21 protein-coding genes and 1 tRNA gene are annotated in these 15812 nt (G+C 66.9%); 6 read left to right on the forward strand and 16 right to left on the reverse strand.

The window, feature by feature from the left end; translation table 11 throughout:
- Positions 1-6 precede the first annotated feature (6 nt).
- The 6 genes from ACFVWG_RS26250 to ACFVWG_RS26275 form a co-directional block, all read right to left on the reverse strand.
- Positions 7-2466 (reverse strand): ABC transporter permease, encoded by a 2460-nt coding sequence (locus ACFVWG_RS26250; protein WP_391546062.1) that lies wholly within the window; start codon positions 2464-2466, stop codon positions 7-9.
- A gap of 1 nt (position 2467) precedes the next feature.
- On the reverse strand, positions 2468-3196 hold the full coding sequence (locus tag ACFVWG_RS26255; RefSeq protein WP_391546335.1) for an ABC transporter ATP-binding protein: 729 nt from the start codon (positions 3194-3196) through the stop codon (positions 2468-2470).
- Positions 3197-3356: 160 nt separating this feature from the next.
- Positions 3357-4034, reverse strand: a complete 678-nt coding sequence (locus ACFVWG_RS26260; RefSeq protein WP_391546063.1) for a response regulator transcription factor — start codon at positions 4032-4034, stop codon at positions 3357-3359.
- The gene (locus ACFVWG_RS26265; RefSeq protein ID WP_391546064.1) at positions 4031-5215 is read right to left on the reverse strand and encodes a sensor histidine kinase; all 1185 of its coding nucleotides are present in this window, start codon (positions 5213-5215) and stop codon (positions 4031-4033) included. The genes ACFVWG_RS26260 and ACFVWG_RS26265 overlap by 4 nt, the downstream gene beginning before the upstream one ends.
- A gap of 176 nt (positions 5216-5391) precedes the next feature.
- The gene (locus ACFVWG_RS26270) at positions 5392-6033 is read right to left on the reverse strand and encodes a TetR/AcrR family transcriptional regulator (protein ID WP_391546065.1); all 642 of its coding nucleotides are present in this window, start codon (positions 6031-6033) and stop codon (positions 5392-5394) included.
- Between the two features lie 58 nt (positions 6034-6091).
- Positions 6092-7093, reverse strand: coding sequence for an acyl-CoA desaturase (locus ACFVWG_RS26275; RefSeq protein WP_391546066.1), 1002 nt, complete (start codon positions 7091-7093; stop codon positions 6092-6094).
- A gap of 124 nt (positions 7094-7217) precedes the next feature.
- On the opposite strand from ACFVWG_RS26275, the gene ACFVWG_RS26280 reads away from it, so the two are divergent.
- A tRNA-Gln gene (locus ACFVWG_RS26280) sits at positions 7218-7292 on the forward strand.
- 246 nt (positions 7293-7538) lie between these two features.
- Positions 7539-8012, forward strand: coding sequence for a DUF6326 family protein (locus ACFVWG_RS26285; RefSeq protein ID WP_391546067.1), 474 nt, complete (start codon positions 7539-7541; stop codon positions 8010-8012).
- Positions 8013-8019: 7 nt separating this feature from the next.
- On the opposite strand, the gene ACFVWG_RS26290 is transcribed toward ACFVWG_RS26285, so the two are convergent.
- The 5 genes from ACFVWG_RS26290 to ACFVWG_RS26310 form a co-directional block, all read right to left on the reverse strand.
- Entirely contained in the window at positions 8020-8316 is a 297-nt protein-coding gene (locus tag ACFVWG_RS26290) for a hypothetical protein (protein WP_391546068.1), read from the reverse strand.
- A 63-nt stretch (positions 8317-8379) separates the two neighbouring features.
- Positions 8380-8853, reverse strand: coding sequence for an HIT family protein (locus ACFVWG_RS26295; protein WP_391546069.1), 474 nt, complete (start codon positions 8851-8853; stop codon positions 8380-8382).
- Positions 8854-8918: 65 nt separating this feature from the next.
- Positions 8919-9392, reverse strand: a complete 474-nt coding sequence (locus ACFVWG_RS26300) for a hypothetical protein (RefSeq protein WP_391546070.1) — start codon at positions 9390-9392, stop codon at positions 8919-8921.
- Entirely contained in the window at positions 9389-9805 is a 417-nt protein-coding gene (locus ACFVWG_RS26305) for a GNAT family N-acetyltransferase (protein ID WP_391546071.1), read from the reverse strand. Before ACFVWG_RS26305 ends, ACFVWG_RS26300 begins: the two co-directional genes overlap by 4 nt.
- 2 nt (positions 9806-9807) lie before the next feature.
- Entirely contained in the window at positions 9808-10155 is a 348-nt protein-coding gene (locus ACFVWG_RS26310) for a VOC family protein (RefSeq protein WP_391546072.1), read from the reverse strand.
- Positions 10156-10328: 173 nt separating this feature from the next.
- Here ACFVWG_RS26310 and ACFVWG_RS26315 point away from each other — a divergent pair, with 173 nt between their 5' ends.
- Together ACFVWG_RS26315 and ACFVWG_RS26320 are read left to right on the forward strand one after the other, a co-directional pair.
- On the forward strand, positions 10329-10853 hold the full coding sequence (locus ACFVWG_RS26315; protein ID WP_391546073.1) for a class I SAM-dependent methyltransferase: 525 nt from the start codon (positions 10329-10331) through the stop codon (positions 10851-10853).
- 19 nt (positions 10854-10872) lie between these two features.
- On the forward strand, positions 10873-12285 hold the full coding sequence (locus tag ACFVWG_RS26320; protein WP_391546074.1) for a serine hydrolase domain-containing protein: 1413 nt from the start codon (positions 10873-10875) through the stop codon (positions 12283-12285).
- A gap of 116 nt (positions 12286-12401) precedes the next feature.
- Here ACFVWG_RS26320 and ACFVWG_RS26325 read toward each other — a convergent pair whose 3' ends face one another.
- Positions 12402-12791 (reverse strand): VOC family protein, encoded by a 390-nt coding sequence (locus tag ACFVWG_RS26325; protein WP_391546075.1) that lies wholly within the window; start codon positions 12789-12791, stop codon positions 12402-12404.
- Here ACFVWG_RS26325 and ACFVWG_RS26330 point away from each other — a divergent pair.
- Positions 12790-13122: a hypothetical protein gene (locus ACFVWG_RS26330; RefSeq protein ID WP_391546076.1), complete on the forward strand. Its 333-nt coding sequence runs from the start codon at positions 12790-12792 to the stop codon at positions 13120-13122. The two genes, ACFVWG_RS26325 and ACFVWG_RS26330, sit on opposite strands and share 2 nt — an antisense overlap.
- Before the next feature lie 2 nt (positions 13123-13124).
- Here ACFVWG_RS26330 and ACFVWG_RS26335 read toward each other — a convergent pair whose 3' ends face one another.
- Both ACFVWG_RS26335 and ACFVWG_RS26340 read right to left on the reverse strand, forming a co-directional pair.
- Entirely contained in the window at positions 13125-13436 is a 312-nt protein-coding gene (locus ACFVWG_RS26335) for a muconolactone Delta-isomerase family protein (protein ID WP_391546077.1), read from the reverse strand.
- A gap of 86 nt (positions 13437-13522) precedes the next feature.
- A complete protein-coding gene (locus tag ACFVWG_RS26340; protein ID WP_391546078.1) occupies positions 13523-14320 on the reverse strand; it encodes an alpha/beta fold hydrolase in 798 nt (265 codons plus the stop codon).
- Positions 14321-14368: 48 nt separating this feature from the next.
- Here ACFVWG_RS26340 and ACFVWG_RS26345 point away from each other — a divergent pair, with 48 nt between their 5' ends.
- Positions 14369-14851 (forward strand): hypothetical protein, encoded by a 483-nt coding sequence (locus tag ACFVWG_RS26345; protein ID WP_391546079.1) that lies wholly within the window; start codon positions 14369-14371, stop codon positions 14849-14851.
- Here the strand turns inward: ACFVWG_RS26345 and ACFVWG_RS26350 are convergent.
- Together ACFVWG_RS26350 and ACFVWG_RS26355 are read right to left on the reverse strand one after the other, a co-directional pair.
- On the reverse strand, positions 14848-15147 hold the full coding sequence (locus tag ACFVWG_RS26350) for a hypothetical protein (RefSeq protein WP_391546080.1): 300 nt from the start codon (positions 15145-15147) through the stop codon (positions 14848-14850). The two genes, ACFVWG_RS26345 and ACFVWG_RS26350, sit on opposite strands and share 4 nt — an antisense overlap.
- Before the next feature lie 69 nt (positions 15148-15216).
- Positions 15217-15552, reverse strand: a complete 336-nt coding sequence (locus ACFVWG_RS26355) for a VOC family protein (RefSeq protein WP_391546081.1) — start codon at positions 15550-15552, stop codon at positions 15217-15219.
- Positions 15553-15812: the final 260 nt, after the last annotated feature.

Consider the following 15812-nt stretch of genomic DNA (forward strand, 5'->3'; position numbering starts at 1 on the left):
AGCTCATTACTCCGTCGCGAGCGCTCCGGCCGGTGCGACCTTGGCGGCCCGGCGAGCGGGCAGGACCGAGGCGAGCAGACCAGCCACGGCGGCGATCGCCGCGACCGCGACCAGGAGTCCGACCGGTACGGCGTACTGGACCTTCCCGTCGATCGTCTGACCACCCATCAGGGCGCTGGTACCGGTCCAGCCGTAGATCAGCCCGAGCACGATCCCGAGGCCGGCGGCAACCAGTGCCATCAGCAACGATTCGATCGCGAGCATGCTGCGCAGCTGGCGCCGGGTCAGACCCATTGCCCGCAGCAACGCGTTCTCCCGGGTTCGTTCCAGGACCGACAGGCTGAGCGTGTTCCCGACGCCGACCAGCGCGATCAGGACCGAGACGCCGAGCAGCCCGAGTCCGACGGCCAGCAGGACATCGAAGATCTTCGTGTATGCCGTCCGCTTCGCCAGCCCGCCGCTGACCCCGAGCTCCTTCACCGACGGCAGCGACTGGCTCACCGAGTCGATGATCTTGGCGCCGTCCGCTTTCGGATCCGACGCCAGCCAGAAGCTGGTGACGGGTGCATTCGGTGCCAGCTTGGCGAGGTCGGTCGCGGTCAGGTTGAACGGCTCCAGGCCGAGCCCACGCTTGAGTGTGACGGTGAGCGTGTTCTTGCCGGAGACGATCGCGACCTTCGCGCCCTCTTCGAGGTTCAGCCGGGACAGCGTGCCGTAGTCGACGAGCGCCGTACCGGGCTGGAGGTCGTTCACCAGCGCCGGGTTGTGGATGACGGTCCCGGCGGTCGCCTGGTCGATCCCGGTGACCTGGAACTCCTCGCCCTTGGACTTGATCGTGACCTGCTTGACCGGAACGACCTGCGTGATGCCCTTGATCGACTTGAGCTGGTCGGCCGCCCCGGCGGGCATCTTCTGGTTGTATGTCGAGACCATCAGGTCGACCGGGTACTGCCCGTCCATCGACACGTCGAAGGTCTTGCGCACCGACGCGATGCCGACACAAGTCAGGCTGATCAGCGTCACGCCGATGAGCAGGGCCGCGGTCGTGGCCGCCGTACGCTTCGGGTTCCGGACCGCGTTCGCGACGGCGATCCGCGACGGTACGCCGGTCCGCGCCGGCAGCGCGCCGAGTACCCGGATCAGCGCCGGGATCAGCAGCGTCCCGAGCGCCAGCACCCCGAGGAACGAGACCACGCCACCACCGACGCCGAGGATCACGTCGTGACCGCTCGCCGCTCCGGCGAGCATCGCACCGCCACCGGCGAGGAGCAGGAAGCCGAAGATGATCCGGACGATGCCACGCTTGGAGGCGGCGACCGGCGCGGCCTCGGGCCGCAGCGCAGCCAACGGCGCGACCTTGGTCGCCCGACGAGCCGGTACGACGGCCGCCGCGATCGTCGCGATGCTCCCGAGCAGCAACGGCAGGAAGATCGAGGCCATCCCCAGGTGCAGCGGGACCGGCGGGATTCCCCAGTCGAACTCTCGGGACAGCGCGAGGGCCAGCGCCGAGAGGGCAACACCGAAGACGACGCCGATCGCAGAGGCGATCACACCGACCACGGTCGCCTCGGCGAGCACTGAAGAGAACACCTGGCGCTTGGATGCGCCGACGCAGCGCAGCAGCGCCATCTCGCGGGTCCGCTGGGCGATCACGATCGTGAAGGTGTTGCCGATCACCAGACAGGCGACGAAGAGCGCGATGACGGCGAACATGCCGAACACGCCGCCAAGAACGTCGATGCCGTTGGTGTAGCCCTCGATCTCGTGCTCGATCCACGCCTTGCCGGTGTAGACCTCGATGCCGGCGCCGACCACGGACCGCACGGCATCAGCCACCGCCTGCTGGCTGGTACCGCTCTTGCCCGCGACCTCGAAGGCCTGGATGAAGCCGTTCGGCTCGTAGATCTTCACCGCCGCCGCGGTGGCGATCGCCGCCCCCTGGCCGAACGCGCTCTTGTCGTCGATCAGGCCGACGACCTTCACGGTCCAGGACTTCTTCTCGTACGACGTGATCCGCAGCGACTGGCCGACGGTCACTTTGTTCTTGTCGGCCAGCTTGTTCGGCAGCGCGATCTCGTTGGTTGCGGTCGGCAACCGACCGGCCGTCGTACTGGGGCCGGCGATCTGCGTGGTGTTGTGCAGGGCCTCGATCGGCAGCGACACCGGCCGGACGAGGCCTGGGAAGGTGGTGTCCAAGTAGGCGATCGATGTCGGCACGGCCTCAGCGACCTGCGGAAGCGCCTTCACCTTGGCCAGCGCGGCCGGGGTGAGTTCGCCGTTCTGCGGGCTGGCGTAGGCGTCGACGCCCTTGTACTGCGCGCCGATCGTCTCGTCGATGCCATGGGACGCCGACGAGTGCGCGGTCATCGCCAGGGTGCCGAAGCCGACCCCCAGCACGATCGCCAGACACGCGGCGACCAGGCGGCCCAGATGGGCGCGCAACGAGGAGAGCAGAGAACGTCGCACGTCAGGCCCCCAGCTGGCGCAGCGCGTCGAGAACGGTCTCCGGCTTCGGGTCATACAGTTCGCCGGCAAGCTTGCCATCGGCAAGCATCACGACGCGGTCGGCGTACGACGCGGCCAGCGGATCGTGGGTCACCATCACCACGGTCTGACCGAACTCGCGGACACTGCGGCGCAGGAAGCCGAGGACCTCGGCGCCGGAACGCGAGTCCAGGTTGCCGGTCGGCTCGTCGGCGAACACGACCTCAGGCCGCCCGACCAGCGCGCGCGCCACGGCGACGCGCTGCTGCTGACCACCGGACAGCTCCGACGGGCGGTGGGTGAGACGGTCCTGCAGCCCCAGTACGTCGACCAGCGTGGCCAGCCACTGCTGATCGGGCTTGCGGCTGCCGAGCTCGAGCGGGAGCAGGATGTTGTCCTTGGCGGACAGCATCGGCAGCAGGTTGAAGGACTGGAAGACGAAGCCGATCCGGTCCCGGCGGATCTTGGTCAGCTCCGAGTCGGGCAGCTGGGTCAGCTCGGTCTCGCCGAGCAGGACCTGACCGCCGGTCGGCGTGTCCAGGCCGGCCAGGCAGTGCATCAGCGTCGACTTGCCGGAGCCGGACGGGCCCATGATCGCGGTGAAGTTGCCGACCGCGAAGTCGACCGACACACCGTCCAGCGCGGCCACGGCGGTGTCGCCCTGGCCGTACACCTTGCGCAGTTCGTGTGCGCGGATCGCCGTCCGGGGCATCCCGTCCTGCGGCAGCCGCCCTGCCGCAAGCTCACCGGTCTGCAAAATCATGTCACTCCCTGGTTCCACGACAGGCCCGCCCTGTCATGCTCACCAAGTTAGTGAGAACCGCTGTCCGGTACGTCGTCCCACGGAACGTATTCCGTGTAGTACCTGGGTATTACTTGGTCGCGCGAACGAGTCCCGTCTCGTACCCGAGAACGACGAGCGCGACCCGGTCCCGCAGGCCGGTCTTGGCCAGGATGCGGCCGATGTGCGTCTTCACCGTGGCCTCGGACAGCGTGAACAGCTTGGCGATCTCGGTGTTCGACAGACCGCGGGCGACCTCGACCAGTACCTCGCGTTCGCGAGCGGTCAGGGCGGCCAGGTCGGGCCGCTCAACTCCTTGATCAGGCAGGGATCCGGCGAAATGCTCGAGCAACCGCCGCGTCGTACTGGGGGAGACGACGGCGTCACCGGAGTGCACCTGGCGGATCGCGGACAGCAGATCGGCCGGTGGGGTGTTCTTGAGCAGGAAGCCTGCGGCGCCCGCCTTGATCGCGGCGAAGGCGTACTCGTCCAGGTCGAAGGTGGTCAGCACGATCACCTTCGGTGCCTTCGGCAACGACTGCAGCTGGTTGGTGGCCTGTACGCCGTCCAGGCGGGGCATCCGGACGTCCATCAGCACGACGTCGCACGCGGTCACCGAGATCTTCTCGACCGCCTCGCCGCCGTCACCCGCCTGCCCGACCACCCGCATGTCGGGCTGGGAATCCACGAGCATCGTGAAGCCGGCCCGGACCAGCTCCTGGTCGTCCACCAGGAACACCCGGATCACATCTTCGTTGACCTCGTTCACGCCACTCCTCCGTTGGGCAGGTGGTACGGGAGCTTGGCGATCACCTCGTAACCGCCGCCCGCCTTCGGTCCCGCGCTCACCGTACCGCCCGAGACCGAGGCGCGTTGACGCATCCCCACCAGACCGTGGCCCGGTTCGGTGCTCGGGGCAACGCCGCCACCGCGGCCGTCGTCGGTGACCACCACGGTCAGTACGTCGCGCCCGAAGTCCAGGCTGACGGAGGTGCTCGCACCCGGCCCGGCGTGTTTCAGCGTGTTGGTCAGGCCCTCCTGCACGATCCGGTACGCCGTCAGTCCGAGCAGCGCGGGGAGATCGCGGGGAGTGCCGGTGACCTGGTACGCGACCGACAGGCCGGCCTCGCGGACGTTCTCGATCAGCTCGGGCAGGCTGGAGACGCCGGGCTGGGGGCGCGGCTGGTTCGGGTCGAGTTCGTGCTGCTCGTCGGCTTTGAGCAGGCCGAGCATCTTGCGCATCTCGGTCAGGCTCGCGCGGCCTGTATCGCCGATCGTGGCGAGCGCCTTCTTGGCCGCCTCGGGGGACTGGTCGGCGGCGTACAGGCCTCCGTCGGCCTGGACGATCATGATCGACAGACCGTGGGCGACGACGTCGTGGATCTCGCGGGCGATCCGGGTCCGCTCGGCCGAGACGGCGAGCTTGGACTCGCGGTCGCGATCACGCTCGGCCTGGACAGCACGTTCCTCGAGTTGAGCGACGTACAGGCCTCTGGTCCGGCGGCGCTCGCCGAGGGCCCAGACGCCGAAGACGAGCGCGCCGAGGGCGACCATCATGGTCACCTGCTGGCGCCAGTCGTCATTCGCCCAGTAGCGGGAGGTCGCCATCAGTACGCCGAGACCGCCGATGCCGAGCGCGATCCGGCTGAGGCGGACGTCGCCGTACACGGAGATCGCGTAGAGAGCGACGAGCAGGCCGATGTTGCCGGGCTGGAGCTCTACTGCGGCCAGCCACTGCAGAACGGCGAGGCCGGAGACGGCGAAGAAGACCGCCTCGGGGTGGGTGCGGCGCCAGATCAGCGGGCCGATCATCGCCAGCCCGATGATGCCGCCGAGCTTGGCCTGCGCGAGACCCAGGAAACCGGCCGACACGAACAGGGCGCCCGCGAACATCAGGTCGAACGCCTTGCTGCGCGCAGGCAGCGGCCGCGCGGTCAGAAACCCCGTCATGCGGGCCAGCGTACGGCGCAGCGTCTGCCCAGGGGTCAACCTGCGGTCGGATGTCGCCGTACGACCGTGGTCGGCGGACCTCAGACACTCACCAACTTCTCCGGAGGGAGCTGGCGCACGCTCAGCGTGGGCTGACCGGGGCCCTTTTCCCAGGGTTGGTGAGTGGGGGCGGTCCGCTACTTGTGCGGGCGGGTCGACAGGACCGGCTTGGCCTCGAGTCCCGCAAGGCCGTTCCAGGCCAGGTTGACCAGGTGCGCGGCGACGTCCTGCTTGCGCGGGCGGCGGGCGTCGAGCCACCACTGGCCGGTGAGCGCGACCATGCCGACCAGCATCTGGGCGTACATCGGGGCGTTCTTCGGGTCGAGACCGTGCCGCTTGAAGTTCTCGGCGAGGATGTGCTCGACCCGGGTCCCGACGTCGCTCAGGATCGAGATGAACGACCCCGTGGACGACCCGACCGGCGAGTCGCGGACCAGGATCCGGAAGCCGTCGGCGTTGTGCTCGATGTAGTCCAGCAACGCCAGCGCCGCCTGCTCGACCAGCTCGTGCGCGCGGCCCGCGGTCAGCGCGCCGGTGACACCGTCGAGCAAGGCGCGGACCTCGCGGTCCACGACCACGGCGTACAGGCCTTCCTTGCCGCCGAAGTGTTCGTACACGACCGGCTTGGAGACCTCGGAGCGTGCCGCGATCTCCTCCACCGAGGTCGCCTCGTAGCCGCGCTGGGCGAACAGGCCGCGGGCGACCGTGATGAGCTGCTCGCGACGCTCGGCACTGGTCATCCGGATCCGGCCGGACCGCCGCGGTTTGGGTTCCGTCACGTCGAGATCACGTCAGCATCATGCCGTACTTCGGGTGTTGCCCGTGGGAGTTTTACGGTCAGGCCGCTTTCAAGGTACGGCGTGCGTCGTCCACGCGGCGGGCTTCCAGACGTTCCTTGACCGGCCAGCGCACGTCGCTGACCCAGCCCATCTTCTCGAAGAACCAGATGGTCCGGGCGGAGGTGTCGAGCTGTCCCTTGAGCACCCCGTGCCGCGCGCAGGTCGGGTCCGAGTGGTGCAGGTTGTGCCACGACTCGCCCTGGCTCAGGATCGCCAGCCACCACACGTTGCCGGACTTGTCCCGGCTCTTGAACGGCCGGTCGCCGATCGTGTGACAGATCGAGTTGATCGACCAGGTCACGTGGTGCAGCAGCGCGATCCGGACCAGGCTGGCCCAGAAGAACGCGGTGAACGCGCCCTGCCACGACATCGACCACAGGCCACCGATCACGGCCGGCAGCAGCAACGAGATCGTCACCAGCAGCGGGAACATCCGCGACACCCGGATGATGTCCTTGTCCTTCAGCAGATCCGGCGCGTACTGCCGCTGCGGAGTCTGCTCGGTGTCGAACAACCAGCCCACGTGGGCGTGGAAGAAACCCTTGGTCAGCGCACCGATCGAGTTCCCGTACTTCCACGGGCTGTGCGGGTCACCATCACGGTCGGAGAACTTGTGGTGCTTGCGGTGATCGGCCACCCACCGGATCACCGGACCCTCGATGGCAAGCGAACCGGCGATCGCCAGTGCGTACTTCATCGGCCGGTTCGGCTTGAACGACTTGTGCGTGAACAACCGGTGGAAACCGATCGAGATCCCGTGACCGGCGACCGTGTAGAACACCGCCGCGATCACGATGTCGTGCCACCCCAGGAACCCGCCCCACGCAATCGGAACCGCGGCCAGCACCGCCAGGAACGGAATCCCGATGAACAGCGCCAGCGCGACCTGCTCCCACACCTGCTTCTGCTCACCCCCGAGCGTGCCAGTGTCGACATCGAGAGCGTCATCCTGGACAGTGCGGCTCGGCGCCTCCGGCGCGGCAACGGCGGGTGGAGTCATCGGTGTATTCCCTCGGTCGGAGGTCTGCTTACCTACGCAACCGTAACCTACGGACCCGTAGGTAAGGAACCCCTCAGCTCGTGGCCGACCCCACGCATGGCACACTGTTTCGGCGACACCACGATCCCCCGTGGGGTAATCGGCAGCCCGCGAGACTTTGAATCTCGAAGACCAGGATCGAAACCTGGTGGGGGAGCCACAAGAACCCCCAGGTCAGAGCGCTTCTGACCTAGGGGTTCTGTCATGTCCGGCCGGTTCTGCCAACGCTTTTGCTAGCAAGTGCCGGCACCGGGGTCGTCATCGTCAGGGTGGTCTCCTCAGCCGAAAGCACGAGACACAAACCATGCCATCGGCCAGGCGAACTCCGGCTTCTGGGCCGAGGTGCCCGCCGCCGTGCTCAGCGATCGTGGACCTACCGATCCGCACCACGACAACGGAGCCCAGGATGAGTACACGCCAACCCGCCACACTGGACGACCAGCCGGTCCCGGTGCGAGTCAAGCTCGCCGCCGCGTGGACAAGCTTCATGCTCCTGTACGCCTACGTGGACATTCTCAACTTCTTCACGCCCGGCGCCATCCAAGACATCCTCAACGGCAAGGTCTTCGAGTTCGACCTCTCCCAGACCTTCTCGACCACGGCACTGACCCTGATGGCCATCCCGATCCTCATGATCGTCCTGTCGACGACGCTGCCCGCCCGGCCGAACCGCATCGCGAACCTCATCGTGGCCGCGCTCTACGTCCCCGTCACGGCATTCAACGCCCTGGGCGAATCCTGGCTGTTCTTCTACGGCCTCGGCATCGCCCTGGAACTGATCCTTCTCGCCCTCATCCTCCGCTACGCCTGGACCTGGCCCCGCACCACCCCGTCAGCAACCAGCCCAGACCGTGAAACCGTTCGCGCCCACCAAGCCTGAACAGTCCTCAGCCTGGCTGATCGCCGTACCTCAACTGCTCGGCGAGCACTGTGAACGTCGAACGGCCGTCGTCGGCTGATACTCCCCAAGGGGTGATCGTCGAGATGGTGACCAGAGTCTGATCGGGACGACGGTCGACGCTCAGGATCTCGCAGTCCAGCTCGACTGCCACTGGGAACGGTGAATCGCGCGTCAGGTCATCCATGTTGGCGAATACAGGCGGCTTGTCGAAGACCGACCACACGTGACCGTCCGCATCAGTGAAGGTCACCTCGACCCAGCCGGGGATCGGCTCGTCGCTCACCCAACGAACCGCATCACAGCACAACCTCGTACTCACCTGGTGAGTATGGCAGCGCTGTGTTTGCTAACAGGAGCCACGCTCCTCGAAGTAGGAGCGGAGTCTTTGGGCGTAGGGGTGGCGGGCGGATTGGGGGGCGGGGGTGGTGAGGTGGCGGGTGTTGTAGAGGTTGTCGCCGGGGTAGCGCGGGAAGACGTGCACGTGGTGGTGCCAGGCGTCCTGGTAGCCGGCCGGCTCGTTGTGCTGGCGGGTGGAGACGCCTTCACAGCCGTAGGTGGTACGGATCGCGATGGCGATCTCGCGCACGGCATCGTGCACCGCATGACCGTCGGCCGGCGGGAGGTCGTACAGGTTTTCGTGATGAGCATTCGGTACGACGAGCACGTGGCCGACGTTGTTCGGCCACCACCGAGACGACACGAACGCCGTCGCCCGCTCAGTCCGCAGTACGACGTCCTCCTGGCTGGTCAGATCGTCCTCACCACCACCGACAACCAGACACAACGGGCACGCGTAGTCCGGGGGTTCGTGGTTGAACACAGTTCGCCTCGCTATTTGGTAAGAAATCGTCACCTAGCACCCAATTCCTACCAACTAACGACGCCTCAGTGATCTGGCGATGCACCTAACTCCGGGCAGTTTGAGTCCGCCCAGGTTGCTGTCAGGTCTTCGCAGGCGATGACGAGTGAGCCGGACAAGCAGGTGAACTCGTGCGTGCATCCGTGGTCCGTCGGCAGGATCTCGTCGAGCATGACGTCGTACAGGCGGGCGACGTCGCCGTCATTCGGTGGATTCAGCGTCACGCTCTGGATACCGGCGTACCGGATGGTCAGATCTTCTTCGTGCTTCCAGCAGTTGTGCTTGAGCTGTAGCTCGAGGCCGCCGGCGACCGGTTGGAGGTATTGGGGTTTGAGGTCCTTGATGCAGCGTCGGCCCCTGAAGTTGTAGTGCTCCGGATCGGTGGCGAAGGCGCGCGCACCGACGGGGAGAGCGGCGGCGATCGACGGCAACCGCTCCAGGTAGGCACCGGGATCGGAGTAGGTGCCGCCCCGATTGAACTCCACCCGGACGTATCTCATGAGCTCACCCGGTCGAGGAGGAACCAGTAGTTGACGGTGGGGCCTTGGGAGGCGAGGCCTCCGCCGAGGGCGTCGTAGAGGGTGCGCGCGGGGTGATTGTCGGCGGCGGTGGTGAGGAACATTTTGGTGGCACCGGCGTGGACGCCTGCGGTCATGAAGGCTTGGAGGAGGGCCTTGCCGATGCCTTGGCGCCGGTGGTTCTCGTCTACTGCCAGTTGGTGGAGGTAGAGCATGGAGGTGCCGTCGGGGCGGGGGAGGTGATAGCCCCAGCACCAGCCGAGGGGTTCGGCGCCGGCGACGAAGGCCAGGGTGCCTGGTGCGCTCAGATAGCCGGGGTCGAGCTTGCTGCCCATGAACTTGGCGACCGCCGCCTCGAACCGCGCCGGATCGGCGGCCGTGATGTCGATGCGCACGGTCAGCCGTTGCGGACGAAGCCGAGTTCGTTGCCGTCGGGGTCGGCGATGGTGAACTTGCGGGCGCCGTAGGGGGTGTCGAAGAGGGGCTCGACGATCGTGGCCTGGTCCTTGAGGTCGGCCCAGAGAGCGTCGGGGTCGTCGACGGTGAAGTTGAAGCGGCCGCCTCGGCCTTCGGCTTCCATGACCGCGAAGGTCGCACCCGACTGCGTGCGAAAGTGAGCGTAGTTAGGTGCCTCGGGCGGCCAGTAGGACTCGACCTCGAAGCCCAGCACCGTGGTGTACCACTGGACGGCGGCCTCGAGATCGGCGACGTTGGCGCGGACGTGGTCGAGCCTGGTTCCACTCATATTCGCAAGCCTGTCACAGGAATCGTGTCTACGCTGGGAAAATGCGTTATTACGAGGTGGAGCCGCGGGAGGTTTATCGGCGGGTGGTGGGGGAGGGGAAAACGCAGTGGAACGATGTTTTTGAGGTAGGGAAGGGGTTTGGGGACTTTCCTAACAAGGGGTTCCTGGAGGGGATGGTGCCGGAGCTGCCGGTGGGCGGGGCGGTTTTGGAGTATGGGTGTGGGACCGGGCCGGCGGCTTGTTTTCTCGCGGGTCGGGGGTTTCGGGTTGATGCGGTTGATGTGAGCGCGGAGGCTATTGCGCTCGCGAAGCGGTTCGCGGGGGAGCTCGGTGTCGCGGTCAACTTCGCCGTACAGGATGTTTGTCGGTGGCCGGAGGCTGCGGTTCGGTACGACGTTGTTGTCGACAGCTACTGCTTGCAGAACATCGTGCTGGACGAGGATCGCGCGGCGGTGTACCGCGGGGTGCGGGATCGGCTGGCCCCGGGTGGGCGGTACTTGATCTCGACGGCCCTGTACGACGTGGGTCGCGGGTACGGCGAGGAGTTCCGGTACGACGCGGTCACGGGGATCTGCTATCGCGGCGAACTGCCGTATCGCCGCCATCTCACGCCGTCGGCCCTCCGCGCGGAACTGACCGACGCGGGCTTCGAGGTCATGTCGTTCAGTGGCGTTAATTTGGTGTGCGTGAAGGCGTAGGAGCGGTTACGGTCCTGGGATGCCCGCCCTGCTGCCGCGATCGACGCCGTCCGCTGTGGGGATGTCTTCCCGCTCGATCATCGCACTGCTGGACCAACTGGAGGCGGAGTCGGTCGAGCTGCACTCGCTCATGGTCGTGCGCCACGGACATGTCGTCGCGGAAGGCTGGTGGGCGCCGTACTCGGCTGAGCGCCCGCACCTGCTGTATTCGCTGACCAAGTCGTTCACGTCGATCGCTGTGGGGCTCGCGATCGACGACGGGGTGCTCTCGCTGGATGATCGCGTCGTGGACGTGCTGCCCGACCACGTCCCGGACGATGTCTCGGAGCAGGGTCGCCGCATCACGGTCCATCACCTGCTGTCGATGACGGTTGGGCATGCCGAGGACAGCCTCGGTCCGGCGTGGGAGCTGGAGCCGGACGACCTCGTGAAGGGCTTCCTGCGTGTGCCGTTCGCCGAGCCCGAGGGCAGTCGGCATATCTACGACAACGCGACCACGTTCATCCTGGCGCGGATGGTGGAGCGCGTCACCGGCCGCGGGCTGCCGGAGTTTCTCGACGAGCGGTTGTTCCGGCCGATGGGTATCGAGCACGCCGAATGGGACCGGGTGGCGAGCGGACTCGCGTTCGGGTTCCACGGTCTGCACCTCACGACGGAGGCTGTCGCAGCTTTCGGCGAACTGCTGCTGCGCGGCGGCCGATGGGGCGACCGCCGGCTCGTCCCGCGGGACTGGGTTGAGCTCGCGACCAGCCGGCACATCGAGACGCTGCCGGTCGAGGACGCGTGGGCCACCGCTGACTTTCTCTGCGGGTACGGCTACCAGTTCTGGCGGTCGCGGCACGGCTACTTCGGGAACGGCGCCTTCGGCCAGCAATGCATCGTCGTACCGGAGCACGAGCTGGTCATCGCCGTCACCTCCGCCCTCGACGAGCGCCAGCCGATCCCCGGCATCTTCTGGGACTGCCTTCTGCCCGGCCTGGACGAGGCAACACCCGAGTACGACGAGCTCCTCGCTGCGCGGTTGCGGCAACTCTCGATCGTGCCGGTGTCAGGTGCTCACGGGCGCTCCGCCATGGCAACAATCGACGCCTCCGCCGAGGACTCGGCGCTGCCTGACGGTACGGCGGTAGTCGTGGAAGCCGTCGACGGTGGCTGGCTGCTGGAGCTTGGCGCGTGGCCGGCGTTCGAGGTCGGCCACGGCGATTGGCGGGAAAGCGCGCCGCTGGGCCGCCCCGTCGTCGCAAGTGGCGCCTGGCAAGACAAAACCTTCGTCGCCAAGCTCTACGTCATCCCCACCCCACACCACGTCCGCCTGCACCTCGACGCCGGCACCGGAACCGCGGTCGCCACCTGGAACGGCGTACCCATGACCGGCCCCAACCTCGAACGCCTCCTCCGATCACCACTGATGACCCGCCCAGACGTCTCCTAAGGCGTACCGACGAACGGGTAGTCGTCGCTGGTGAGGGCGTTTTCGGAGGGGCGTTACGCGGGGCGGATGCTCGTTTTGCGGAGTACTACCCGTTCTTCGGTACGCATTCGGGCGCCTCAGGGGGTGGGTTGGGGAACCCAGCAGAGGCAGAAGGGGTGGCCGGCGGGGTCGGCGTAGACGTTGGTACCGCGGGGTGCGGTGAGGTCGCCGGACTTGAGGAGGCGGGCGCCCAGGGTGAGGGCTTTGGTGTGGGCCTCGGTGTGGGCGGTTTGGCCTTCGAAGTAGAGGTCTAGGTGGATCTGCTGGGGCTGGGTGCTGTCCGGCCAGGTGGGTGGCTGGTGGTTGGGGGAGTGCTGGACGCCGAGGGCCCAGCCGCCGTCGACCCAGATGGCGTGCCAGGTGTCGCCCCACTTCTCGACGGTGCCGTCGAGGAAGGACGCCCAGAAGGTGCTTTCGGCGTCGAGGTCGGCGGCGTCGAAGACGATCATGCGGTGCTTGATGTCCATGGCCCTCAGTGTCGCGGATGATGGTCTGGTGGAGAACCCGATCGCGCGCGACGACCTGGTAGAGGTCGACCTACGGCGTACTGGGCTTGTCGACTGGAGCAACTTCGGCGGTGGCGATGGGTTGATCGACCTGGCTCTCCTATCGGTGGCGTGGTCGGTGAACTTGGTGGTGCACCTGGTGGTGTTCTGGGGCGGATGGACCTTATGGGTCCGCGAGGCCGGTGACGAGGGGGAACTTATCCGCAAGGTGCGGTACCGCCGGAAACGGCAGGCGCTGGCGGATGCGGAGCGGCAACTCGCGGAGGGGCGGGCCGCCCTCGGGGTGGAGTGAGCTCAGCCGTGAGCGGCTGGGTTGTTCACGTGCGGGCCCAGCGGGGTGACCTTGTCGGTACGCCAGATGTGGAGCGGCATTGAGGTCAATGCTTCCTGAAGCGCCGCCTCGTCCGGGGCGGCGAAGAGGCCGAAGGTGCGCCACTCGCCAGGAACCAGTGGCGGGCGCCAGAGCCGGAGAAGGTTGCCGTCAGCAATCAGTTCGCGGGCGCGGGCGGCTTCGCGGGTGCGGATGTCGTCCACCGCCGCCTCGGTCGTGCCGGCCGGGACCTGCGTCGTCATCTCGACGAGGAACTCCATCACGTTCGCCTCCATCGGTAGCGTCGCTTGCCGCAGCGCCTCCGGTGTCGAAGATATTCCTCCGCACCATCACCAACACGGTCGAGCCGGCGGTCCGGATCTCAGCCGAGGAAGGTGTTGAGCTGCGCGGACCAGAGGTCGGGGCGCTCGAAGTGGCACATGTGGGCGGTGTCGGGGATGACGGCTAGTTGAGTGTTCGGTACGGCGGCGTGTAGGCGCTCGGAGAGTTGGACGGGGAAGCCCATGTCCTTCTCCCCGTGCAGGATCAGGATCGGTTTCGCGAAGTCGCGCAGGATCGTTTCGGGGTCGCCCGGGCACCAGGGGTGGTAGAGGCCGGCCATCGCGCGCTCCCAGCTCCAGTCGCCTTCGTCGCCGAGGCTCTCCAGAAGTTCCAGGTACGCCGGGGCCTTCGCGAGGTCCCACACGAAGATCGTCGAGTTCCGTTCCTCGGGTTTCGCAGCACGTTCGCGCCGCTGGTACTCGTCCCAGCCGGCCAAATACTCTTCCGCCGCACGACCGTCGTACGCGGTCGTCGACGCCAGCACCAACCGCCGTACCAGCTCGGGGTGTTTGTCCACGAACTGCATCGCGGCCCGCCCACCGGTCGAGAACCCGAGCAGATCCACCTGTCCGAGCCCGAGCTCCTCGATCAACCGACGAGTGTCCTCCACGACGTACTCGGGTTGGAGCCGCTCCGGAGGCAGACCGCGTGTGCTCCGCCCGCAGCCGCGGAAGTCGAACAGCACCACATGCCGGTCGACGTCGGCGAACCCCGGCACCAAATACCCGTGCCCCACATCCGGTCCGCCGTGGATCACCACCAACGAAGGCTCGTCGCTCCGTTCTCCCAGCTCCCGCACGAAGAGTTGAACCTCGCCGACATCCACCATCCGCTCCATCCCCAGATATTCCCAGCCAGGTAGGACAGTTCGCCGCATACTGACGGCATGAACGGGCACGAACCGAGCGGGCTGGAGAAGTACACCTGGACGGACGCCGACTTCGAGGTGATGGGTTGGCACGACGGCAAGATCCGTGCGATCAGCGTCGGCGAACGCGAGGACGAGCAAGTACCGCGATTGCTACTGGACCTGGACTACATCGTGAAATGGGTCGATCCCGCCAAGCCGTCGCGGTACTTCTCGTTCTGGATCGCTCCGGCCACATTGGTGTTCGAAGCGGCATGGCACGTCGAGGGCGACCTTGCGCCGAACGGCAACCTGCTGGAGATCGCCGACCTGCATCGGCTCGACTCGCCGGATGGGCCGCCTGCTGCGTTGTGGCACATCGAGGGCCAGAACTTCGATCTCCGGGTGCGCTCGGCTGGGTATACGCAGTACTTCCGCAAGGAGCCGCAGCACGTCTCGGGTCAAGTACTGACCATGGCGCAGAGGGGTGGGCTCAGCTTTGCCGAGGTGCCGTTCGCCTAGGCGGTGATGGGGATGCCGACGTCCATCACCTCGCGGATCTCGCAGGCATAGGGGAGCAGTTCGGTGAGGTTGGTGGTTGCGGTGAGGTCGGGGAGGTCTACGAGGTAGACGCCGTGGAGGTCGTTGGGCGGCACCGTGGGGATGAGCGGGAGGACGGCGTGCAGGGTTCCGTGGGTGCGGACGGCGGTCGCGAAGGTATCCATGGCGGTGAGGAGCTTGTCCTGGGCGGCGGCGTCGGCAGCCGCCCAGCGGGCGTCGTGGTCGGCTTCGGTCATCAAGATCAGGAATTTGGGCATGGAGGGCCTCGTCTCGGGGTGCGGCTGTCCTGGGGATGACGGATGGGTGCGGCCGGAATCGACAGCGAGTTATGGGTGGATCAGGCAGAAGAGGATGCCGTCAGGGGATTCGAGGACGGTGAAGTCTGCGTCCTTCGGGTAGGTCCAGTCGTCGACCAGGCGTGCGCCGAGGGCTTCGAGGCGGGCAACTTCAGCGGCAACCGTCGTATCCGGGGTCGCCCAGAGGTCCAGGTGGGTGCGGTCGTTGGAGTCGAAGTGCAGGCGGGTGGCGGGGCGGCTGTCTGGTGGGAGCAGGAAGTCGTGGTTGCCGGCCTGCGGCGTGTAGTCGAGGACTTGGCTCCAGAAGGTGGAGGCCGCGGTCGTGTCGGGGACGTTGACGATGATCGCGCCGAGGGTGAGGCCCATGGTTTCTCCCGGGTCGGTGAGGTTGGACGTGATTCTCGCGCGCCGCACCGACAGTACGGCGTTCCGCTACGGAGAGTTGTCAGATGAGCTGCCCCGGCCAGGTACCTGATGGGGGATGTGGGATCGGTCACGCGGCTCTCCCCGCCTGAACAGGCCGATGCGGGATCCCCGCGAAGAAGAAGTAGGCTTGCGCGGGCACTGAATCGGGTGCCTGTGCAGATACTTGTTCCAGAAACTCGCAGGGAACTCGAGGAGAAGAC

Origin of the sequence: Kribbella sp. NPDC058245, assembly GCF_042882005.1 — a bacterium.
Lineage (GTDB): Bacteria > Actinomycetota > Actinomycetes > Propionibacteriales > Kribbellaceae > Kribbella.